This is a genomic window from Oceanicella actignis, assembly GCF_008124525.1.
Classification (GTDB): domain Bacteria; phylum Pseudomonadota; class Alphaproteobacteria; order Rhodobacterales; family Rhodobacteraceae; genus Oceanicella; species Oceanicella actignis.
Genome location: NZ_VNHJ01000001.1, coordinates 436,279 through 457,840, shown reverse-complemented (window position 1 = coordinate 457,840; position 21,562 = coordinate 436,279). Strand labels below are relative to the sequence as shown.

Annotated in this window: 19 protein-coding genes and 1 tRNA gene; 6 read left to right on the top strand and 14 right to left on the bottom strand. The window is 73.8% G+C overall.

The features are described from left to right. Positions 1-28: 28 nt before the first annotated feature. From mbfA to LY05_RS02065, 3 genes are all read right to left on the bottom strand, one after another. Positions 29-1,006: an iron exporter MbfA gene (gene mbfA, locus LY05_RS02075; RefSeq protein ID WP_148921914.1), complete on the bottom strand. Its 978-nt coding sequence runs from the start codon at positions 1,004-1,006 to the stop codon at positions 29-31. A 79-nt stretch (positions 1,007-1,085) separates the two neighbouring features. Next, complete coding sequence (gene maiA, locus LY05_RS02070; RefSeq protein WP_072746223.1) at positions 1,086-1,748, bottom strand: maleylacetoacetate isomerase; 663 nt, start codon at positions 1,746-1,748, stop codon at positions 1,086-1,088. A 22-nt stretch (positions 1,749-1,770) separates the two neighbouring features. Further along, positions 1,771-2,691, bottom strand: coding sequence for a hypothetical protein (locus LY05_RS02065; protein WP_148921913.1), 921 nt, complete (start codon positions 2,689-2,691; stop codon positions 1,771-1,773). Positions 2,692-2,841: 150 nt separating this feature from the next. On the opposite strand from LY05_RS02065, the gene LY05_RS02060 reads away from it, so the two are divergent. Continuing rightward, on the top strand, positions 2,842-3,732 hold the full coding sequence (locus LY05_RS02060; RefSeq protein WP_072746567.1) for a LysR family transcriptional regulator: 891 nt from the start codon (positions 2,842-2,844) through the stop codon (positions 3,730-3,732). A gap of 207 nt (positions 3,733-3,939) precedes the next feature. Here LY05_RS02060 and msrP read toward each other — a convergent pair whose 3' ends face one another. The 3 genes from msrP to LY05_RS02045 form a co-directional block, all read right to left on the bottom strand. Further along, positions 3,940-4,926 (bottom strand): protein-methionine-sulfoxide reductase catalytic subunit MsrP, encoded by a 987-nt coding sequence (gene msrP / locus LY05_RS02055; protein WP_148921912.1) that lies wholly within the window; start codon positions 4,924-4,926, stop codon positions 3,940-3,942. Between the two features lie 473 nt (positions 4,927-5,399). Next, complete coding sequence (gene serB / locus LY05_RS02050) at positions 5,400-6,284, bottom strand: phosphoserine phosphatase SerB (protein WP_072746226.1); 885 nt, start codon at positions 6,282-6,284, stop codon at positions 5,400-5,402. A gap of 10 nt (positions 6,285-6,294) precedes the next feature. After that, the gene (locus LY05_RS02045; protein ID WP_148921911.1) at positions 6,295-7,674 is read right to left on the bottom strand and encodes a class II 3-deoxy-7-phosphoheptulonate synthase; all 1,380 of its coding nucleotides are present in this window, start codon (positions 7,672-7,674) and stop codon (positions 6,295-6,297) included. Between the two features lie 158 nt (positions 7,675-7,832). Here LY05_RS02045 and LY05_RS02040 point away from each other — a divergent pair, with 158 nt between their 5' ends. Beyond that, entirely contained in the window at positions 7,833-8,810 is a 978-nt protein-coding gene (locus tag LY05_RS02040) for a GlxA family transcriptional regulator (protein ID WP_072746228.1), read from the top strand. Positions 8,811-8,836: 26 nt separating this feature from the next. Here the strand turns inward: LY05_RS02040 and LY05_RS02035 are convergent. The 3 genes from LY05_RS02035 to LY05_RS02025 form a co-directional block, all read right to left on the bottom strand. Continuing rightward, positions 8,837-8,913, bottom strand: a tRNA-Pro gene (locus tag LY05_RS02035). Positions 8,914-9,057: 144 nt separating this feature from the next. Beyond that, a complete protein-coding gene (locus LY05_RS02030; protein WP_249041829.1) occupies positions 9,058-9,591 on the bottom strand; it encodes a DUF192 domain-containing protein in 534 nt (177 codons plus the stop codon). After that, complete coding sequence (locus tag LY05_RS02025) at positions 9,588-10,115, bottom strand: cold-shock protein (RefSeq protein WP_249041828.1); 528 nt, start codon at positions 10,113-10,115, stop codon at positions 9,588-9,590. Before LY05_RS02025 ends, LY05_RS02030 begins: the two co-directional genes overlap by 4 nt. Before the next feature lie 171 nt (positions 10,116-10,286). On the opposite strand from LY05_RS02025, the gene LY05_RS02020 reads away from it, so the two are divergent. Next, entirely contained in the window at positions 10,287-11,186 is a 900-nt protein-coding gene (locus LY05_RS02020; RefSeq protein WP_148921910.1) for a hypothetical protein, read from the top strand. Between the two features lie 12 nt (positions 11,187-11,198). On the opposite strand, the gene LY05_RS02015 is transcribed toward LY05_RS02020, so the two are convergent. Continuing rightward, a complete protein-coding gene (locus tag LY05_RS02015; protein ID WP_148921909.1) occupies positions 11,199-11,666 on the bottom strand; it encodes a DUF2147 domain-containing protein in 468 nt (155 codons plus the stop codon). 173 nt (positions 11,667-11,839) lie between these two features. On the opposite strand from LY05_RS02015, the gene LY05_RS02010 reads away from it, so the two are divergent. After that, the gene (locus tag LY05_RS02010) at positions 11,840-13,645 is read left to right on the top strand and encodes an aminopeptidase P family protein (protein WP_148921908.1); all 1,806 of its coding nucleotides are present in this window, start codon (positions 11,840-11,842) and stop codon (positions 13,643-13,645) included. 417 nt (positions 13,646-14,062) lie between these two features. Here LY05_RS02010 and LY05_RS02005 read toward each other — a convergent pair whose 3' ends face one another. Together LY05_RS02005 and LY05_RS02000 are read right to left on the bottom strand one after the other, a co-directional pair. Next, positions 14,063-15,703 carry a chloride channel protein gene (locus tag LY05_RS02005; protein ID WP_072746570.1) on the bottom strand — a complete coding sequence of 547 codons (1,641 nt, stop codon included), beginning with the start codon at positions 15,701-15,703 and terminating at the stop codon, positions 14,063-14,065. Positions 15,704-15,997: 294 nt separating this feature from the next. Then, entirely contained in the window at positions 15,998-16,552 is a 555-nt protein-coding gene (locus LY05_RS02000; protein ID WP_083581134.1) for a thioesterase family protein, read from the bottom strand. A gap of 147 nt (positions 16,553-16,699) precedes the next feature. On the opposite strand from LY05_RS02000, the gene LY05_RS01995 reads away from it, so the two are divergent. Together LY05_RS01995 and LY05_RS01990 are read left to right on the top strand one after the other, a co-directional pair. Then, positions 16,700-18,073 carry an FAD-binding oxidoreductase gene (locus tag LY05_RS01995; protein ID WP_148921907.1) on the top strand — a complete coding sequence of 458 codons (1,374 nt, stop codon included), beginning with the start codon at positions 16,700-16,702 and terminating at the stop codon, positions 18,071-18,073. A 17-nt stretch (positions 18,074-18,090) separates the two neighbouring features. Continuing rightward, the gene (locus tag LY05_RS01990; RefSeq protein WP_148921906.1) at positions 18,091-18,528 is read left to right on the top strand and encodes a DUF1330 domain-containing protein; all 438 of its coding nucleotides are present in this window, start codon (positions 18,091-18,093) and stop codon (positions 18,526-18,528) included. 471 nt (positions 18,529-18,999) lie between these two features. Here LY05_RS01990 and recN read toward each other — a convergent pair whose 3' ends face one another. Then, the gene (gene recN, locus LY05_RS01985; RefSeq protein WP_148921905.1) at positions 19,000-20,652 is read right to left on the bottom strand and encodes a DNA repair protein RecN; all 1,653 of its coding nucleotides are present in this window, start codon (positions 20,650-20,652) and stop codon (positions 19,000-19,002) included. A gap of 3 nt (positions 20,653-20,655) precedes the next feature. Then, positions 20,656-21,486, bottom strand: coding sequence for an outer membrane protein assembly factor BamD (locus LY05_RS01980; protein WP_148921904.1), 831 nt, complete (start codon positions 21,484-21,486; stop codon positions 20,656-20,658). Positions 21,487-21,562: the final 76 nt, after the last annotated feature.

Below are 21,562 nucleotides of genomic sequence, written 5' to 3'. Positions count from 1 at the left end.
GCGCCCCCGCCCCTCGCGCGCAGGGCGCTCAGGTCTCGCCGATCAGGATGCCCGCGGCCAGGACCATCGCGCCGCCCAGCACCACCTGGAACACCGCGCGGCCGATCGGCGTCTGCATGTAGCGATTCTGGATCCAGGCGATGGCCCACAGCTCGACGAACACCACCGCCAGCGCGATCGCCGTCGCCAGCCGGAAGTCCGGGATCAGATAGGGCAAGGCGTGGCCCAGACCGCCGACCGCCGTCATCACCCCCGCCGCGATCCCGCGCTTGACGGGCGAGCCGCGGCCCGAGATCACGCCGTCGTCCGAGGCGGCCTCGGTGAAGCCCATCGAGATGCCCGCGCCCACCGACGCCGCCAGCCCCACCTGAAAGGTGGTCCAGGTGTCCTGCGTGGCGAAGGCGGTGGCGAAGATCGGCGCCAGGGTCGAGACCGAGCCGTCCATCAGCCCGGCCAGCCCGGGCTGCACCCAGGTCAGGACGAAGCGACGATGGGCGACCAGCTCCTCTTCGTCGCGCACGTCGCCCGACAGATGAGCCTGCTCGAGCTCTTCGGCGCGGCGCTCGTGCTTGCGCTCGGCGGCGGCCAGGTCGCCCAGAAGGCGGCGCGTGTCGGGGTCCGAGGCGCGCTTGGCCGCGCGCTCGTAGAACTCGGCCGCGTCGCGCTCCATGCGCGCGGCCTCGGCGCGGATGGAGTCGAGGTCCAGATTCTCGACCAGCCACACCGGGCGGCGCCAGTAATAGCCGGCCACATGCTCGCGCCGGATCAGGGGTATGGGCCCGTCGAAGCGGCGCTTGAACAGCTCGATCAGGCTGGCGCGGTGAGAATCCTCCTCCTCGGCCATGGCGTCGAAGACGGCGGCGGTGGCCGGATACTCGGCGCGCAGGCGGGCGGCGAAGCTGCGGTAGATGGCGGCGTCGTCCTCCTCGGACGAAATGGCCAGGGCCAGGATCTCGGGCTCGGTGAGCTCGGAGAACTTCTTGCGTCCGGTGATGAAGCCGATCATGCCGCGCTCCTTGCCTGATTGCCGCCGCCAAATTTGGAATCGTTATAATTTTGCGGCGCAACGCAGGCAAGCCCGCACATCACTCCGCATCCGGCTGGTTGGCGGGCGCGGCGCGGGCGATCTCGGGCACGGCCTCGCAGGCGTCGAAGATGCGCATGATGGTGGGATAGGGCGCCATGTTCACGTCGAAGCGCCGGTTGTTGAGCACCTGCGCGTAAAGGCACAGATCGGCCATGCCCGGCGCGTCGCCGTGACAGAAGGCGCCCGTGCGCGGATCGTCGCGCAACATGCGCTCGAGCGGGGCCAGCGTTTCGGCGACCCAATGGCGGAACCACGCGGCCACCGCCGCGTCGTCGGCGCCGAACTGCTCGCGCAGCCGGCGCAGGACGCGCAGATTGTTGACGGCGTGGACCTCGCAGGCGATGGCCTGGCTCAGCGCCCGCACGCGCGCGCGTCCGAGCGGATCGGCGGGCAGAAGGGGCGGATCGGGCCAGGTCTCGTCCAGCCACTCGATGATCGCCAGCGACTGGGTCAGGGCGACGTCGCCCCCCGGCGCGCCGCGCAGCTCGAGCGCGGGCAGAAGCCCCTGCGGGTTGATCGCCAGAAAGGCGGGGTCGCGGTGCTCGTCGCGCACGAGGTGATGGGCGACATAGCGCGCCTCGAGCCCCTTGAGGTTGAGCGCCGCGCGCAGCCGCGTCGAGGTCGAGCTGCGGAAATAGCTGTGCAGGATGAGTTCGGTCATCGTCTTCCTCCGGGCGCCGCCCTCAGCGATAGGCGGCCAGCGCGTCGGCGACCGTGCGCATCGAGGCCGCCGCCTCGGCCGCCCGCCGCGCCGCGGGGCGGCAGACCTCTTCCTTGACGACATAGCCGCGCGCGCATCGGGCCATGGTCGTCAGCGCGCGGCGCTCGGCCGCCACATCCGCCTTCCAGCGCGCGAACAGACCCTGGCGCTGGATGCGGTCCATCTCGGCCTCGAGCGCGGCGCAATCGACGCGCTGTCCGCGCAGCGCCTCGGCCAGCCCCTCAGGCGCGCCGGGCGCCTGGCACAGCTTCCACAGCACGTCCGCCAGAACAAGCGGGAACAGCCGCGTCATGGTCCGATAGCGCGGCCCGATGGCCTGCCAGCCGCGGGCCACCCCGTCGGGGGGCCAGAACTCGTAGCTGATCAGGAACACGTCCGGGTCCATCACCCCGCCGGCGCGCGCGGGCGGATCCTGATAGCCGGCGGGCTGCTCGGGCGGCTTGACGCCCTCGCGCAGAAAGGCCAGCCGCCGCGCCTGATCGGCGCGCGGCGCGCCGCTCTCGTCCAGCGGAATGGCGGTCAGCGTGGCGGCGAGCGGCCCGCCCTCGAAGCGGATGTAGAGCGCGCGCGTGTCGAAGATCAGCGGCGCCTCGATCGCGCCCTCGACCCAGCGGCCCTCGAAGGCGGCCTCCTTGCCGTTCGAATCGATGAAGCGCCCGCGCGGAACCTCGCCGGCGTCCTCGACCACGATCCGCATGCCCTGCGCGTCGCCCGCGCCCTCGAACGCGCCCAGCAGCGCCTCGGCGCGCGCGGCGGGGGGCGCGCTCGGGGCGGGCGGGGCGGCGCCGCCCTGCTGGGCGGGGGCCGGGCCGGGGCCGAGCGCCGTCAGCGCTGCGGCCAGCGCCGGCAGGATGGCGCGGCGAATGGCGCGAATGGCGGGCATGGGCGGCCTCCCTGTGTGGTCCGGCGTGTTTTCAGGCGCGGCGCGCTGGCACTCTATACTCGATTTTCCGCGCCCGGGAGGGCAAACAGGACCCGACGCGCCGGGCGCGCCAACCGAAAGACGAATCGCGCGATGGAACGGGGCAAGAACATGGACTGGGACAAGCTGCGCGTGTTTCACGCGGTGGCCGAGGTAGGCAGCCTGACCCATGCCGGCGAGACGCTGCATCTGAGCCAGTCCGCCGTCAGCCGCCAGATCCGCGCGCTGGAGGAAGAGATCGGCGCGACGCTGTTCCATCGCCACGCGCGCGGGCTCTTGCTGACCGAGCAGGGCGAGCTGCTCTATCACGCCACGCGCGAGATGGCGCGGCAGCTCGAGACCGCCGCCGCCCGCATCAAGGACAGCAAGGACGACATCTTCGGCGAGCTGCGCGTGACCACGACCATCGGCTTCGGCACCATGTGGCTGTCGCCGCGGCTTGCGAAGCTGTTCGCGCGCTATCCCGAGCTGAAGCTGGATCTGAACCTGACCGAGGCGGTGCTGAACCTGCCCATGCGCGAGGCGGACGTGGCCATCCGCATGAAGGAGCCCAGCCAGGCCGACCTGATTCGCCGTCGCCTGATGACCGTGCGCATGCGCTTTTACGTCTCGCGCGCCTACATCGCCGCCCATGGCGAGCCGCGCAGCCCCGAAGAGCTGCGCGAGCACCGGCTTGTGGGCTACAGCCCCGGCGCGCCGCAGGTGGCCGCGGGGGCCGAGTTCCTGGCCCCCTTCCTGGCCGAGAACCGCAAGTCGCGCATGACGGTGAACAACTATTTCGGCCTCTACAAGGCGGCGCTGAACGGGCTGGGGGTGTGCGCCCTGCCCGACTATCTGACGCGCGGCGAGGAATCGCTGGTCAACGTCCTGCCCGAGCTGCACAGCGCCGACATCCCGGTCTATTTCGTCTACCCGACCGAGCTGCGCCGCTCGAAGCGCGTGGCGGTGTTCCGCGACTTCGTGCTCGAGGAGCTGGAAGCCGAGGGCCTGCTGGCGGGCTGACCGCCGAGCCATGCGCCTGTTGCAAATCCGCCATGCAATCGCGCCTTCGACTTATGTTGCAGTTGCACATTCGATAAGGCGGCCATATATCGACCGCGTCAGGGCGACGATGCTTCGACGCTGTGACATACCTCCCTGTTGGACTTGGCCGAGCCTCGCGCTCGGCTTTTTTTTGCGCCGGCGCGGGCGGGCGCGCCGGGGCGGCGTTCAGAACCACAGATCGCGGCCCTGCTGCGGCATGCCCGCATAAAGATGCGCGACCTCTTCGGCATAGCCGTTGAACAGCCTGGTCGGGATGCGGTCGCCCGTGGCGATGTCGCGCTCGTCGGCCTGCGACCAGCGGCGGTGCGGCACGTCGGGGTTCACATTGGCCCAGAAGCCGTATTCGTCGGGCTGGAGCGTTTCCCAGAACGAGACGGGGCGTTCCTTGACGAACGAGATGCGGCGGATCGACTTGATCGACTTGAAGCCGTATTTCCACGGCAGGTGCAGGCGCAGCGGCGCGCCGAACTGCTTGTGCAGCGTCTTGCCATAGGCGCCGGTCACCATGAAGGCCAGCGGGTTCGTCGCCTCGGCCAGCGTCAGGCCCTCGACATAGGGCCACGGATACCAGCTCTGGCGCTGTCCGGGCATGGCCTCGGGGTCGAGCACGGTCTCGAAGCGCACATGCCGCGCCTCGGCGCGCGGCGCGGCAAGGCGCACCAGCTCGGCCAGGGGAAAGCCGATCCAGGGCACGACCATGGACCAGGCCTCGACGCAGCGATGGCGGACGATGCGCTCTTCGATCGGCATGCGCGCAAGCAGATCCTCGAAGCCGATCTCGAAGGGCTTCTCGACCAGCCCGTCGATGACGATGGTCCAGGGATCGACGACCAGCGCCTGGGCGCGGGCGTGGATCTGCTTGTGCGAGCCGAACTCGTAGAAATTGTTGTAGCGCGCGGCGATGCGCTCGGGCGTCGGGGGGCGGCCGGCGTCGGCGAAGGCCGGATTGCGGGGCGGCGGCGGCGCGATGGGGGCCTCGGAAGGCGCCGCGCCGGCCTCGCCCTCGGGCCATGCGGCGCCCAGGCCCGCCAGCCCCAGCGCCGCGCCTCCAAGGCCCAGCGCGGCAAGGACCGCGCGGCGGCCCTGATGGACGCTTTCGGGGGTGACGCGGTTCTCGCTCAGGCGCCAGCGGGGGCGGCGGTGGATGAACATGGGGCGAACTCCTGCGAATCGGACGAGTCGCGCGGGCGGCGGGCCGCGCCTGCGCAGCGCCAGCGGCGCGCCCTTTCAGCCTAGCGCGCGGCCCGGGGGCGTCCATGGCCGCGCGCGCGCGATCACGCAGCTGTGCGCGCCGCCGCTCGCGCGGCCCCATCGCGGCGCGCCGCGACGGGCCGCTCCCGGGCATCGCCGAGCCGCAATCCCGACCGGTGCAGAGGGCCGATTCGCATCGGCGCCGGCATCGCCCCGGCGGCAGGCCGCGACGAGCCGTTCCCGGGCATTGCCGACCGCCGTCCCCGACCGACGCGGCGAACCGCGCCGCCTCGGCGCCGGCATCGCGCCCGGCGACGGGCCGGGCTCGGCCGTTTGCGCGCGCCGCCGATCGGCGGTCGCGATCGGCGCGGCCGGGCGCGCCCTGCCGAAGCCGGCGGCGCGGGGGAAAGGGGGCGCGGGGGGCGCGGGGGCGCTCAGTTCTCGAACTGATCTTCGCCGAGGCCCTGAAGGTGCAGGATGGCCGAAAGATCCGACCAGCGCAGCGCCGCGTCGGCGCAGGCGGCCACGGCGGGCTTGGCCCGATAGGCCACGCCCAGCCCCGCCGCCTCGATCATGGCCAGATCGTTCGCGCCGTCGCCCACGGCGACCGCCTCGGCGGGCGAGGCGCCGATCTCGGCGCACAGCGCGCGCAGCGCCTCGAGCTTGGCCTGGCGGCCCAGGATGGGCTCTTCGACCTCGCCCGTCAGGCGGCCCTCGGCGATGCGCAGCCGGTTGGCCTGATGACGCGCGAAGCCCGCCATGCGCGCGACGGGCTCGGCGAAATGCGTGAAGCCGCCCGAGACCAGCGCCGTCACGGCGCCTTGGGCGGCCATGGTGCGCGCCAGCGTCCGCGCGCCGGGGTTGAGCGAGATGCGCTCGGCCAGCACGCGATCGAGCGCCGCCGCCGGCAGGCCCGCCAGCAGCGCCACGCGCGCGCGCAGCGCGCCGTCGAAATCCAGCTCGCCGCGCATCGCGCGCTCGGTGATCTCGGCCACGCGCGGCTTGACCCCGGCGAAGTCGGCGATCTCGTCGATGCACTCGACGGGAATGATGGTGCTGTCCATGTCGGCGATCAGAACGCGCTTGCGCCGTCCCTCGCGCGGGACCGCGTTGACGTCCACCTCGGCGTCGGCCAGCGCCGCGCGCGCGCGCGCCAGAGCCTCGGCGCGCGCCTCGGGCGTCATGGCGCCGTCCAGATCCAGCTCGACCCCGCCCCGGCCAAGGCGCCGGGGGGCGCCGGCGCCGGCGGCCCTGGCGGCGGCCTCGGCCTGGGCGTCGGACACGCCCCGGGCCGAGGTCAGCACGATCAGATGCGACATGCCCCCGCGCTCAGCTTTGCGCCGCGGCGGCCGCGGCCTCGCGGTTCTCTTCCTCGAGCTGCTCGGCGATCAGGAAGGCCAGCTCGAGCGCCTGCGCCGCGTTCAGGCGCGGATCGCACGCGGTGTGATAGCGGTCGGACAGGTCGGCGTCGGTCACCTCGCGCAGGCCGCCGGTGCACTCGGTCACGTCGCGGCCCGTCATCTCGAAATGCACGCCGCCGGCATGGGTTCCCTCGGCCTTGTGGATGGCGAAGAACTCGCGCACCTCCTGCAGCACGGCGTCGAAGGGGCGGGTCTTGTAGCCCGACTCGGACTTGATCGTGTTTCCGTGCATGGGATCGCACGACCACACCACCTGACGGCCCTCGCGCTCGACCGCGCGGATGAGGCCGGGCAGATGCTCGGCCACGCGCCCGGCGCCGAAGCGGGCGATCAGCGTCAGGCGGCCCGGCTCGTTCTGGGGGTTGAGGATGTCGATCAGGCGCAGCAGCTCGTCCGGCGACAGGCTGGGGCCGCATTTGAGGCCGATCGGGTTGATGACGCCGCGGCAGAACTCGACATGGGCGCCGTCGGGCTGGCGCGTGCGGTCGCCGATCCACAGCATGTGCCCCGATCCGGCCACCGGCTTGCCGGTGATCGAGTCGACGCGCGTCAGCGCCTCTTCATAGGGCAGCAGCAGCGCCTCGTGCGAGGTGTAGAAGTCCACCCGCTTCATGCGCTCGGAATTGTCGGGATTGACCCCGGCGGCGGTCATGAAGTCGAGCGCGTCCGAGATCCGCGCGGCCAGCGCCTGGTAGCGCTCGGAGCCCGGCGTGCCCGAGGCGAAGCCCAGGTTCCACGCATGCACCCGGTGAATGTCCGCAAAGCCGCCCTGGCTGAACGCGCGCAGCAGGTTCAGCGTCGAGGCCGACTGCAGATAGGCCTGCAGCATGCGCTCGGGGTCGGGGGTGCGGGCCTCGGGGGTCGGGGCCATGTCGTTGATGATGTCGCCGCGATAGCTGGGCAGCTCGACGCCGTCCACCAGCTCGGTCGGAGAGGAGCGCGGCTTGGCGAACTGGCCGGCCATGCGCCCCACCTTCACCACCGGGCGCTTGGCGCCGAAGGTCAGCACCACCGCCATCTGCAACAGCACGCGGAAGGTGTCGCGGATGTTGTCGGCCGAGAACTCGGCGAAGCTTTCGGCGCAGTCGCCGCCCTGCAACAGGAAGGCCCGCCCCTGCGCCACCTCGGCCAGCTTGGCCTTGAGCGCGCGCGCCTCGCCCGCGAAGACCAGCGGCGGATACCCGGCCAGCTTGCGCTCCACCTCGGCCAGGCGGGCGGGATCGGGATATTCGGGCATCTGCAGCGCCTTGCGGGCGCGCCAACCGTCCTTGGTCCAGGGCGCGGTCATGGCGGCTCTCCTTCATTCGAACTTCCGCGCCCGCTATAGCGCAGCGCGCGCCGCGTGGCCAGAAGGCACGCGCGAAGCCGCGCTTGACGGCGCGCCGCGCAGGCCGCAATGGTCGGCCAGACGTCGACAGCCTTCCCCATGGTCAAAGGCCGCCCGCGATGACCGAAGCCACGCCCGGCGCGCAGCCCGCGCGCGAATTCGTGTTCGTCCTGCTCGAGGACTTCACCCTGATCGCCTTCGCCGCCGCGATCGAGCCGCTGCGCATCGCCAACATGGCGTCCGGGCGCACGCTCTACCGCTGGCGCGTCCTGTCCGAGAGCGGAGAGCCCGTGCGCGCCTCATGCGGCGTCGAGCTGCGCGTGGACGGCCCGTTGCAGGAATGCCCGCGCGAGGCGACGGCGATCATATGCGGGGGGATCGACGTGGCGAAGCGCGCGACGCGGCCGCTCATCAACTGGCTGCGGCGCGAGGCGCGGCGCGGCGTGGCCATGGGCGCGGTGTGCACCGGCGCGCATGTGCTGGCCAGGGCCGGGCTTCTGGACGGGCGGCGCGCCACCATCCACTGGGAGAACCGCGAGGGCTTCGCCGAAGAGTTCCCCGAGGTCGATCTGGGCGGCCATGTCTATGTGCTGGACGGCGACCGGATGACCGCGGCGGGGGGCGCCTCGTCGGCGGACATGATGCTGCGGATCATCGCCGCCGAGCACGGCGCCGAGCTGGCCGGCGAGGTGGCCGACCAGCTGGTCTACTCGACCCCCCGCGCCGAGGGCGACCCCCAGCGCCTGTCCGTGCCCGCGCGCATCGGCGTGCGCCATCCCAAGCTGGCGCAGGTCATCCGCATGATGAACGAGAACATCGAGGAGCCCATCTCGGCGGCCGCGCTGGCCGAGGCGGCGGGCATGTCCACGCGCCAGCTCGAGCGGCTGTTCCGCCGCTATCTGGATCGCTCGCCCAAGCGCTACTACCTCGAGCTGCGGCTCGAGAAGGCGCGGCGCCTTCTGCTGCAGACCGACATGTCGGTGATCAACATCGCGCTGGCCTGCGGCTTCACCTCGCCCTCGCATTTCTCGAAATGCTACCGCAGCCGCTACAACCGCACCCCGTATCGCGAGCGCGGGATCTCGGGGCCGGAGTGAGCCGCGCCCGGCGCGGGCGGGCGCGATGGTCGGGGCGCCCAGATTCGAACTGAGGACCTTCGGTACCCAAAACCGACGCGCTACCAGGCTGCGCCACGCCCCGACGATTCAAGCGATTACACAAAGCCGCGCCGCGGCGCCAGCCCCCGACCGCTTCAGCCCGGCCAGGCGCGGGGCGGGACATGCGCGGGGCGTCGCCGCAGCGCGGCCCCCCGCGCTTCAGCCCGTCCGCGTCGGCCCCGCCGCTTCAGCCCGGCCGCCGCGCCTGGTCGGGCGCGGCGCAGGGCCAGGCGGCGCGCGTCTGGTCAAGCCGCGGATGGCGCAGCTGCGCGCCCGGCCCCAGGCCCAGCCGCCGCACGAGGCCCGCGTTGATCTCGAGCGTCATCGCCGCCGGGCCGCCCGAGGGCAACGGGGTTTCGGAAAAGGGCGTCGAGCGCTCGTGCACGCGCGTAACCACGCCGCGCGCGTCGATGAACAGGATGTCCAGCGGCAGCGGCGTGTCCTTCATCCAGAAGGCGACGGGGCGCGGCGTCTCGAAGACGAACAGCATGCCGTGATCGGCGGGCATGGCGCGCCGGCCCATGAGGCCGCGGGCGCGCTCGGCCGGATCGTCGGCGATCTCGACCGAGAATCGCGCCGCCGCGCCGCCCCCGGCCGGGCGCAGAACGGCGGCGTCCTCGGCGCAGGCGTCGGCGGGCTGGGCGGCGCGCGCGCCCTGCGCCCCACCCGCCAGGGCCAGCGCCAGCGCCGCCGCAAGGGCGGCCGCGCGGCGACGGCTCACTTGTTGACGACCTCTTCCCAGCGGCACAGCTCGCCGGCCATCGCCCCGCGCGGCCCCTTGACCAGGCGCACGCACACCGCCTCGCCCGGCTGCAGATCCTGGAAGCCGAAGCGGCGCAGGGTCTCCATGTGCACGAAGATGTCCTCGGGATCGCCGAACACGTTCAGAAAGCCGAAGCCCTTCTGCTTGTTGAACCACTTGACCCGCGCGGGCAGGAAATCGCCCTCGGGCTCGGCGATCTTGGCGATCTCGGTCGGACGCGCGGCGGCGATTTCGGCCGGAGTCGGCGCCGTCACCGACGAGATCTCGGTCGCCTGCAGCCCCCGCTCGCCGCGGATGACGGTCAGCGTCACGATCGACCCTTCCTCGAGGCCGCTGCGCCCCGAGGCGCGCACCACCGCCGCATGAACCATCACGTCCGGCCCCCCCTCGGCCGGAATCACGAAGCCGTAGCCCTTCTCGGCGTCGTACCACTTGACCCGACCCTTGATCAGCCGGGACGCGTTGACAACTTCCCCAGTCAAATGAACCCCCAATGTCTATGAACCCGCTAGCGGACCAAGCCCCTGTTCCTCTATACGGCGAATCGACAACCCGCCGCAAGGAAACCAGATGAATCAATATGAATTGTGGCCAAATGCGGCAAAAATCCGGCAGGCCCGTTTCCGGGGCCGCCGTCGCATGGGCGCGCGCCCATGCCCGCGCCCGTGACCGGGCGCATCGCGGCATCGCTGCTGGCCGCCGCGCTGGCCGCCTGTGGCTGCGCGCCCGCGCGCACGGCCGCGCCGCACGTCGCCGCCGATCCGGCCGACGCGCCGCTGCTGATCGCGCGCGCGCCGGCGCTGTTCGTCTCGGACGGGCCCGAGCATGACGGCAACATCGCCCAGGCCGCGGCCGCCCACGCCCATGCGCTGCGCTCGGGCGCGCGGCGCGCGCGCAAGACCGACGCGCGCCATGCGCCGCTGATCTTCGGCGCGCCCGAGGGCCGCGCCTTTCTGACCGCCCCCGCCGCGGCTCGCGCGCTGGCCATCGGCGCGCCGCCCCCAAGCTGCCCGGCCCGCGCGGCGGCCCGCGCCGCATCCGCAGGCGCCTCCGGGGACGACGCGCAGGCGGGCATGGCGGCGCTGGCCGCGTGCCGCGCGCAGCTGCGCCGAGCCGGGCGCGAGGATGGATGCGGCTGCGCGCTGATCGCGGTCGGCGACGCGCTGACCGCTCCGCCCGACGCCTACGCCTATGCGCCCGGCGCCGGCGCGCGGGTTCTGGGGCCGGCCTGGGGCCTGGCGCTGACCCTCGCCTCGCGCGAGGAGCCCGCCGCAGGCGGCGCGCGGCGGCTGACCTTCCACCCCGCTCCGGGCGAGCGGCTGCGCGTATTGATCCGGCCCGACGACACGGCCGAAGCCGAGCTGCGCGGCCCGGACGGGCCGACGCGGCTGACCGGATCGCGCCGCGCGCTGGGCCTCGAGCGCGGCCGCTTCGCCGAGGTGCTGACCCTGCGCGATCCGCGGGGCCGGCCGCTGGTCGTGGCCGCCGGCCTGGCCCCGCCCGCGCTCGAAACCGTCGCCGCCGCGACGCTGCGCCGCGCGCTGCGGCGCTGAGGGCGGCGGCGCTCAGCCCTTGCAGCCGCCGCGATCGCCTTCGGCCCGCGTCCAGGTCTGCGACTTGCCGAAGATGGGCAGGCCGACATAGCCGCGCAGATGCAGCTTGCCGTCGTCGCGAACCTCCATGCGCGCGCTGTAGGTCTCGCCATCCTCGGCGTTGTAGATCTGGCCGCCCGTCCACACGCCCGGCTTCTCGCGCGAGAAGCCCGAAAGGAACGTCATGCCGCACAGGGGGCGCTCGCGCAGCGCCGGATCGGGATTGGCCGCGTCCGTCCGCGGCGCGCCGCTTTCGTCCTTCGGCCTGGCGAGCCAGACGATGGCGCCGCAGGCCGATTCGCCCGCGCATGGGGCGATGCGCACGATCGCCGAACCCGATTCGACCAACCATTCGCCGAAGGCGGGGTCCTGCTCGACCGCCCCCGCAACGCCCGCCGCGGCGATCATGGCCGCCGCCGCTCCTGACGCAAACCAACGCATGCTCTTCTCCCTTGCTGCGCCCGCCGCGCCGACGGGCTTGTTGGAAGGTAGCGCCCGCGCGCCGCGGCGCCAGCCCCCGCGCGCCGCCCCTTCCACCGGCGCCGCTTCGGGCCTAGCCTGCGCGGCCACGGACAAGCCCGCCGCCCGCGGCGGCCCAGCGCAATGGAGAGCAGATGTTCCAGAGCTTCGACGATTCGGCCGATCCCTCGCAGGGTCCGGCGCGGCTGGCCGCGCTGCGCGCGCGCATGAAGGCGGCCGGGCTGGACGGCTTTCTGATCCCGCGCGCCGACGCGCATATGGGCGAGCAGGTGGCCCCCCGCGACGAGCGCCTGGCCTGGCTGACCGGCTTCACCGGCTCGGCCGGGCTGTGCGTCGCGCTCGAGACGCGCGCGGCGCTGTTCGTGGACGGGCGCTACGACATCCAGGCGCGCGCGCAGACCGACCCCGCCAGCTTCGAGATCCGCCGCATCGAGACCGAGCGCCCCGAGGCCTGGCTGCGCGAGGCCCTGCCCGAGGGCGGGCGCCTGGGCTACGATCCGTGGCTGCATCCGCGCGACGAGCTCGACCGCCTGGCCAGGGCCGTGCGCGCGCGCGGCGGCGAGATGGCGCCGGTCGAGAACCTTGTGGACGCGATCTGGACCGACCGGCCCCCGGCCCCGTCGGCGCCGGCCTTCATCCACCCCGAGCGGCTGGCGGGCGAAAGCGCCGCCTCCAAGCGCGCGCGGCTGGGTGCCGAGCTGGCTGCCGAGGGGCTGGACGCCGCCGCGCTGACGCTGCCCGATTCGATCTGCTGGCTGCTCAACATCCGCGGCGCCGACGTGCCGCGCACCCCGGTGGTGCAGGCCTTCGCGCTGCTGCATGCCGACGGCCGCGCGCAGCTTTTCGCCGATCCGGCCAAGTTCGACGCGCAGCTGCGCGCGCATCTGGGCCCCGACGTCTCGCTGGCGCGGGCCGAGGATTTCGGCCCCGCGCTCGACGCCATGAAGGGGCGCAAGGTGGCGGTGGACCGCGCCAGCGCGCCGGCGGCGGTGTCCGAGCGGCTGAGCGCGGCGGGGGCCGAGATCGTGTGGCGGCGCGATCCGTGCATCCTGCCCAAGGCGGTCAAGAACGCCGCCGAGCTGGCCGGCGCGCGCGCCGCCCATCGCATGGACGGCGCCGCGCTGTGCCGCTTCCTGCGCTGGCTGGCGACCGAGGCGCCGGGCGGCGCGCTGACCGAGATCGACGTCGTCGTCCAGCTCGAGCGCATGCGCGCCGAGACCGGGCGGCTGCACGACATCTCGTTCGACACGATCTGCGGCGCCGGCCCGCATGGGGCGATCGTCCATTACCGCGTCACCCGCGCCACCAACCGCGCGGTGCGGCCGGGCGACGTGCTGCTGATCGACAGCGGCGGCCAGTATCCCGAGGGCACCACCGACGTCACGCGCACCGTCGCCGTCGGTGCCGCGCCCGAGGCGGCGCGGCGCGCCTTCACCCTGGCGCTCAAGGGCATGATCGCGGTGTCTTGCGCGCGCTGGCCCAAGGGGCTGACGGGCCGCGATCTGGACCCGCTGGCGCGCGCGGCGTTGTGGCGCGCGGGGCTGGATTACGACCACGGCACCGGCCATGGCGTCGGCGCCTTCCTGAGCGTGCACGAGGGGCCGCAGCGCCTGTCGCGCCGCACCGACGAGCCCTTGCTGCCCGGCATGATCCTGTCCAACGAGCCCGGCGTCTATCGCGAGGGCGCATGGGGCATCCGCATCGAGAACCTGCTGGCCGTCGCGCCCGCGCAGATCCCCGAAGGCGGCGAGCGCGAGATGCTGAGCTTCGAGACGCTGACCCTTGCGCCCATCGACCGGGCGATGATCGCGCCCGATCTGCTTGCGCCCGACGAGCGCGCATGGCTCGACGCCTATCACGCGCGGGTGCTGGCCGAGATCGGGCCGCTGCTCGAGGACGAGGACGCCGCCTGGCTGGCCGAGGCCTGCGCCCCGCTCTGAGCGCCTTGCGCGCAAGGGCGGCGCGATCCCGCCGCCGGGGTCCGTGCGCGCCATGCGCCTTGCGACAGGGCCCGGCCGGCGCGCGCGCCCGGACGCGGCGGCCTGGCCCCGCGATCCTGGCCCGGCGACCTGGCCTGGCGATCCGTGCGCGATCTCCCGGCCGGGACGCGGGCGCGGACGCGGCGCCTGGCGGCGTTGCCGCGCCCGCCGGGCCGCCGCGCGGCGGCTTGAAGCGGCTTCGGGGCTGCTTCGGGGCGGCTTCGGGGCGGCGGCGCTGCGGAGCGCCGCCTTGCCGCATCGCCGCCGCGGCCGCGCGCGTCCCGGCCCAAGGCGCAGAGGCCGGCGGGCCCAGGCCGCCACGGGGGCAAGCGCGGGGCGGCGGCGGACGGGCGGCGGACGGGCGGCGGCGCGGGGCGTTCAGCCATGCTCTTCGCGCAGGTTCTCCTCCAGCACGCGCACATAGGCGCGCAGCGCGTCCAGGTGAAAGACCGCGCCGATCAGCTCGGGGCGACCGTCCTCGCCCTCGGCCACCACGGGCAGCATCGGGCCAGAATGACGGGCGAACATCGGCAGCGCCCGCTCGAGCGTGTCGTCCATGCGCAGAACCGCCCCCTGCTCGATCAGGGCCTGCGCCGCGCTCAGCGAGGGGCCGTCCTCGGCGCCGGCCAGGCGCATCACGTCGCGCACCGCGATGGTGGCGGGCGCCCAGCGATGCGGTCCCTCGGCCAGATGCAGGTTGCGCCGTTCGAGCTGGGTGAGGAAGAAGCTGCGGTCCACCATGCGCGAGGCCACCAGGGTCGAGAGCGACACCGACGCCATCACCGCCAGCCCCGCCTGCCAGTCGCCCGTCAGCTCGAACACGATCAGCGTGGTCGAGATCGGCGCGCCCAGCACCGCCGCCGCCACCGCGCCCATCCCCGCCAGGGCGTAAAGCGTCTGCCCCCCGGACATGGCCGGAAACAGCGCCACCGCCACCGTGCCGAAGGCCAGCCCCGTCAGCGCCCCCATCATCAGCGAGGGCGAGAACACGCCGCCGCCCATGCGCCCGCCGAAGGTGATCGCCACCGCCGCGGCCTTGACCACGGCGAACAGCACCGCCTCGCGCAGGCCCAACGCGCCGGTCAGCGCGCGCGAGGTGGTCTCGTAGCCCACGCCGATGATGTGCGGAAAGCGCAGCGCGATCAGCCCCAGCAGCAGCCCCGCCGCCGCCGGGCGCGCCCAGGCCGGGATGCGCAGCAGCGCCTGCGCCCGGTCGCCCACATCCTCGGCCAGGAAGATGGCGCGCATCAGCGCCACCGCCGTCAGCCCGCACACCAGCCCCAGCAGAAGAAAGGCCGGCAGCTCCTGATAGAAGCTCAGCGACTGGGGCGGCAGAACGAACTCGGTCACGTTCCCCATCGTCGCACGGCCCAGCGCCGCCCCCGCGATCGAGGCGATGACGATCGGCGCGTAGGCGTGCAGGGCGAAGTGACGCAGGATCACCTCCTGCGCGAACAGCGCGCCGGCGATGGGCGCGTTGAAGCTGGCCGACACCGCGGCCGCCACGGCGCAGCCCATCAGGTCGCGCGCGGTCATGGGCGTGGCGCGGATGCGCTCGGACACCCAGGACGAGATCACCGCCGCCAGATGCACCACCGGCCCTTCGCGCCCGCTCGAGCCGCCGGTGGACAGCGTCACCAGCGACGCCGCCGCCGAGGCCAGCCCCGCGCGCAGCTCGACCCTGCCTCGGCGCAGGGCCGCGCCCTCGATCACATGCGCCACCGAGCGCGCCTTGCCGTCATCGGTGAAGCGGCTCAGGATCCATCCCACCAGCGCCCCGCCCAGCACCGGCACGCCCACCACCACGGCCCAGTGCGTGCGCTCGAGCGTCGAGTGCAGCCGCACGTCGTCGGCGCCGTAGATCAGAGTCTGGATCTGTGAGATCGCCAGGCGGAACAGGATCGCCGCGCCCCCCGCGGCCAGGCCCAGGAACAGGGCCATGAGCCAGAACTGCGCCTGGCCCGGGCCGCGCTGGCGCAAGGCGCTCCAGCCCTCGACGGCGGCGCGGCGGGCCGCCACGCGCCCGCGCCGCAGGGCCGCGGCGGCGCGGCGTCGGGCATGACGGCGCAGGCGCTCGTGCGCTCGGGGCGCGGCTGCGCCGGCGCCGCCGCGCGCCGACCCGTCGCCGGCCGCGCCTGACGGCCCGGGCGCCGCGCCCGCCGCGTCGTCCCCCATGTCGTCCCCAGCCTCGTTCCCCGCGTCGCCTCCGGCGGCGGCCAACCCTCGGCGCGCCTTGGCCTCGTCGTTCCCCATGCCCTCTCGCCCTTTCGCGGGGCGGCCCCGCCGGCCGCCTTCGCCTGCGCGCGTGCGGCCTCAGCCCTTGCGGCGGATGCCCACGCTGGCCCCCGCCCGTTCGGGGCGCGGCAGCCCCGCCTGCGCCTCGGCCAGCGCGCGGATCCGCGCCAGCGCCCAGTCGGGATAGGGCGTCGAGCGGCGCCTTTCCAGATCCACGTTCACCACCAGCTGCTCGGTCGTCGCGCGCAGCGACCCGTCCGAGGCGCGCTTCATCTCCATGTAGAGATGCAGCTTCTTCTCGTCATGGTCGAGCAGCCGCATCTCGATGAAGAAGCGCTCTCCCTCGAGCAGCTCGCCCACATAATGCAGCGTCTGCTGCACCACATAGGGGCCCATGCGGTGATCGCGGGCATAGGCCTCGCCGATGCCCAGCACCTCGTCGAAGATGTGGTCGGCGCCCTTGTCGAAGGCCATGGTGTAATAGGCCACGTTCATGTGCCCGTTGTAGTCGATCCACTCGGGCGGCACGACCAGCTCGGGGCCGCGGATGGGCGCGGCCTCGAAAACGGGCGCGCCGGCGCCCGGGGCTTGTCCGGATGCGCCCTGCGGGGCGGCGTCCGCGCGATCTGTCATGGGGTCCGTCCTCCTTGCTGTCGCTTGGCCCGCGAAGAGCACACGTTTTTCCGCGCCATGGCAAGCGCCCCGCCCCGCGCCCGCGCCGCGCGCCTTGCGCCGGGCGCGCGCGCCGTTATCGTCGAAGCCGAGCAAGGGAGGGCGCGCATGTCCATCGAGAACGCCATCGAACGGCTGGAAGCGATGCTGGGGCCGCGGCTGTCGACCGCCGCCGCCATTCGCGAACACCACGGCCGCAACGAGACCTACTACCCCGTCACCCCGCCCGACGCCGTCGCCTTTCCCGAGACGACCGAGGAGGTGGCCGCCATCGTGCGCCTGTGCGCCGAAGAGCGCTGCCCGATCGTGCCCTGGGGCGTGGGCACCTCGCTCGAGGGGCACGCCCTGGCCTTCGAGGGCGGGCTGAGCCTGGACATGAGCCGCATGGACCGGATCCTGGAGGTGCACGAGGCCGACATGGACGCGGTGGTCCAGCCCGGCGTGACGCGCAAGCGCCTGAACGAGGAGCTGCGCGCCACGGGCCTGTTCTTTCCGGTCGATCCGGGCGCGGACGCGACGCTGGGCGGCATGGCCGCGACGCGCGCCTCGGGCACCAACGCGGTGCGCTACGGCACGATGCGCGACAACGTGCTGGCGCTCGAGGCGGTGCTGGCCGACGGGCGCGTGATCCGCGCCGGCACGCGGGCGCGCAAGTCCTCGTCGGGCTATGACCTCAAGAACCTGATCGTGGGCTCGGAGGGCACGCTGGCGGTCATCACCGAGCTGACCGTGCGCCTGCATGGCCAGCCCGAGGCCGTCAGCGCCGCGACCTGCGCCTTCGAGACCGTGGGCGGCGCGGTCAACGCCTGCATCGAGACGATCCAGAGCGGCATCCCCGTCGCGCGCATCGAGTTCCTGGACGCCGCCTCGATCGCCGCCTTCAACGATTACGCCGGCTTCGACCTGCCCGTGCGCCCGCACCTGTTCCTCGAGTTCCACGGCTCCGAGGCCGGGGTCGCCGAGCAGGCCGCGCGCTTTGGCGAGATCGCCGACGAGCACGGCGCGCAGGGCTTCCGCTGGACATCCGACGCCCAGGAGCGCAACCGCCTGTGGTCCGCGCGGCACAACGCCTATTTCGCCTTCAAGGCGCAGCGCCCCGGCGCGCGGGCGCTGACGACGGATGTGTGCGTGCCCATCTCGCGCCTGGCCGAGGCGATCGAGGCGGCCGCCGCCGACATCGCCCAGAGCCGCCTGAGCGGCTCGATCCTGGGCCATGTGGGCGACGGCAACTTCCACGTCGCCTACCTGCTCGACCCCGACTCGCCCGAGGACCTGGAAGAGGCCAGGCGCCTGACCCACCGCATGAACCTCAACGCCCTGGCGCTGGGCGGCACCGTGACGGGCGAGCATGGCGTCGGCCGCGGCAAGATCCCCTACATGGCCGCCGAGCATGGCGAGGCCTGGCAGGTCATGGCGCAGATCAAGCGCACGCTGGACCCGCTGAACATCCTCAACCCCGGCAAGGTCGTGCAGATCAACTGACGGTGAAAGGAGCGCCCATGCCCGCCGAAGCCCATATCGACCCCGAGCGCGCGGCCTTCGAGGCCTTCAAGGCCCTGCCCCGCGACGCGCCGATCGAGATGCTCAACCTCGTCGCCCTGCGCGTGCGCGCCGCCTATCCCGAAGACCGCCCCGAGGCGGCCGAGGGGCTGACCGGCGCGCAGGCCTATGCGCGCTACGGCGCCGCCTCGGCGCCCGTGTTCAAGCGCGTGGGCGGGCGCATCGTCTGGCGCGGGCGCCCCGAGCTGACGCTGATCGGCCCACGGGACGAGCGCTGGGACATCGCCTTCGTCGCCCGCTATCCCGATGCGGCGGCGTTCCTGGCCATGGTCACCGATCCCGAATACCGCCGCGCGGTGACGCATCGACAGGCGGCGGTGCGCACCTCGCGCCTCATCCGCTGCGCCCCCGCCGAGGGGGCCGACGCCTTCGGCTGACGGACGCGCGGCGGGGCCGTCGGGGCGCCTTCGCCCCGGCCCGGCGCCGCGCCGCGCCCGCCCCGGCCGCGCCGCGACGATCGCCAGGATGACGGCGCCGCGCCCCTTTCCCGCGCGCAAACGCGCAATGCCGCGCCGGGTCCGCCGGTCGCGGGGGCGAGGGGCCGCGCCTTCGCAACCGCCCCGCATCGCTCGCGGCGCCCGCCGCCGACGGCGCGGGGCGCGCCCAAGGCTGCCGCCGGGCGCGCGCCCAGCGTCGCGCCGGGCCGGCGCCGGACGCGACGGGCTGCGGGTCGGGCCGGGCCGGGCCGCGTCTTTCGCGCCGCGCAGGCCCGGCGCCGATGACGGAAATCCTGATCGGCGCCGGAGCGGGTCCGGGGGCGCGGCCGGAGCGCGCCTCCCGCGGGCCGGCGCCCCCGGCCCCTTCGGCCCGCGCCGCCGCGGGGCGCCGGTTCGGTGCGCGCCGGGCGGTCAGCCCGCCAGCAGGGCCCGGGCGGCCTCGCGCGCGGCGTCGGTGATGGACTCGCCCGCCAGCATGCGCGCCAGCTCGTCCTCGCGCTCGGCCGCCGACAGGGGTTTGACGGTGGTGCGCGCCACGCCGCCCTCGACCGCCTTGGCGATGTGGAAGTGATGCGCCGCGCGCGCGGCCACCTGGGGCGAGTGCGTCACGACCAGCACCTGCGCCCCCTGCGCCAGCCGCGCCAGCCGCCGGCCCACCGCATCGGCCGTGGCGCCGCCGACGCCGCGGTCGATCTCGTCGAAGATCATGGTCTGCGCGCCGCCGCGCCCGGCCAGGCACACCTTCAGCGCCAGCAAGAAGCGCGACAGCTCGCCCCCCGAGGCGATGCGCGCCAGCGGGCCGGCGGGCGCGCCGGGGTTGGGCGCGACCATGAACTCGACCCGATCGACGCCCTCGGGGCCGGGCGAGTCGGGGGCGATCAGGGTGTCGAAGCGCGCGCGCTCCATCTTCAGCGGCGCCAGCTCGCGCGCCACCTCGGCGTCCAGCCGCGCCGCGGCCGCGCGCCGGCGCTCGGACAGCGCCTGCGCGGCCGCGTCGTAATCCGCCCGCGCCGCGCGCGCCGCCTGTTCGAGCTCGGCGATGCGGTCCTCGCCCGCGTCAAGGTCGCGCAGACGCGCCGACAGGGCGCGCGCCAGCTCGGGCAGCTCGTCAGGCTGGACGCGATGCTTGCGGGCCAGCGCGCGCAGGGCGAAAAGCCGCTCCTCGACCGCCTCGAGCCGCATCGGGTCGAGGTCGAGCGCCTCGAGGGCGTCCTCGACCCCCGCCTGCGCCTCGGCCAGCTCGGCCAGCGCGCGCTCGAGCGCGGCGAGCGGCCCGTCGAGCCGCCCCTCGGCCGCCTCGGCCGCGCCGTCGAGCCAGCGCAGCGCGTCGTTCATCGCCCCCTCGGCGCCGTCGCGGCCCAGCGCCTGGGCGGCGCGGGCGACGTCCTCGCGGATGCGGGCGGCGGCGCGCAGCATGCGCCGCTCGGCGTCCAGGCGTTCGTCCTCGCCCGGCTCGGGCGCAAGCTCGTCCAGCTCGGCCACGGCATGGCGCAGGAAATCGGCGTCGCGGGCGGCCTCTTCAAGCTGCGCGCGCGCCCGGGCCAGGGCGGCGTCGGCCTCGGCCGCCGCGCGCCAGGCGGCGCGCAGGCGCGCCAGATCGGCCTCGGCCTCGGCATAGGCGTCGAGGATGGCGCGATGCCCGCGCGGGTTCAGAAGGCCGCGGTCGTCATGCTGGCCGTGGACCTCGACCAGCGTCTCGGCCAGTCGGCGCAGGGCCTCGGTCGAGACGCGGCGGTCGTTGACGAAGGCGGCGCTGCGCCCGCCCGCCGCCACGCGCCGGCGCAGCACCAGCTCGTCATCGGGGGCGTCGATGCCCAGCTCGTCCAGCACGGCGCGGGCGGGCGCGCCCGGCGGCAGCTCGAAGGCGGCCGCGGCCCAGCCCTCCGCGGCGCCGGCGCGCAGCATGTCCGCCCGCCCGCGCCCGCCCAGCGCGAAGCCCAGCGCGTCGAGCAGGATCGACTTGCCGGCGCCGGTCTCGCCCGTCAGCACGTTGAGCCCCGGCGCGAAGTCGAGCGACAGCCGCTCGATCAGGACGATGTCGCGGATCTCGAGGCTGCGCAGCATGGGTCAGAGAGTCGAGCCCGTGACCACCCGGCGGAAGGCGCGGCTGATCCAGCTTTCGCGGTTCTCGAAGGGCGCGATGTCGGCGCCCTGCAACAGCGCGTAGCTGGCCTGATACCAGTCCGATCCGGGGAAGTTGTAGCCCAGCACGGCGGCGGCGGTGCGCGCCTCGTCCTCGACGCCCAGCGCCAGATAGGCCTCGACCAGGCGGTGGAGCGCCTCGGGGGTGTGCGAGGTGGTCTGGTAGCGCGTCAGCACCACCTTGAAGCGGTTGATGGCGGCGATGTAGTTGCCCTGCCCCAGGTAATAGCGGCCGACCAGCATCTCCTGCCCGGCCAGCTGGTCGCGCGTCAGGTCGATCTTGAGCTGCGCCTCGCGCGCGTATTCCGAATCCGGGTAGCGGCGCACGACCTCTTCCAGCTCCTGCAGCGCCATGCGCGCGGCGCGCTGGTCGCGCTTGACGTCGAGGATGCGATCATACCACGACATGCCGATCAGATACTGCGCATAGGGGCTGTCGGGGTCCGAGGGGAAGAAGTCCAGAAAGCGCTGCGCCGCCGCGATGGCGCGGTCGAACTCGGTGCCCTGGTAATAGGCGAAGGCGGCCATGATCATGGCCCGCCGCGCCCATTCCGAATAGGGGTGGACGCGCTCGAGCTCCTCGAAGGTTTCGCCGGCCTTGACCGGGTCGCCGTCGTTCAGCTGCGCCTCGGCCTCCTGATAGATGCTGGCGGCCGAACGCCCCGCGTAAGGGTCGGCGAACGGGTCCTTGTCGGCGCCCGACGAGCAGGCGGACAGCGCCAGAATGGCCGCGGCGATGAGGGCGAAACGAGGCATGGGCGCCTTTCTCCAGCAGGTCTGTTCAAGCCACGAGGCCCGCGCCGGACAACGCATCCGGCGGCGGGCCTCGTCA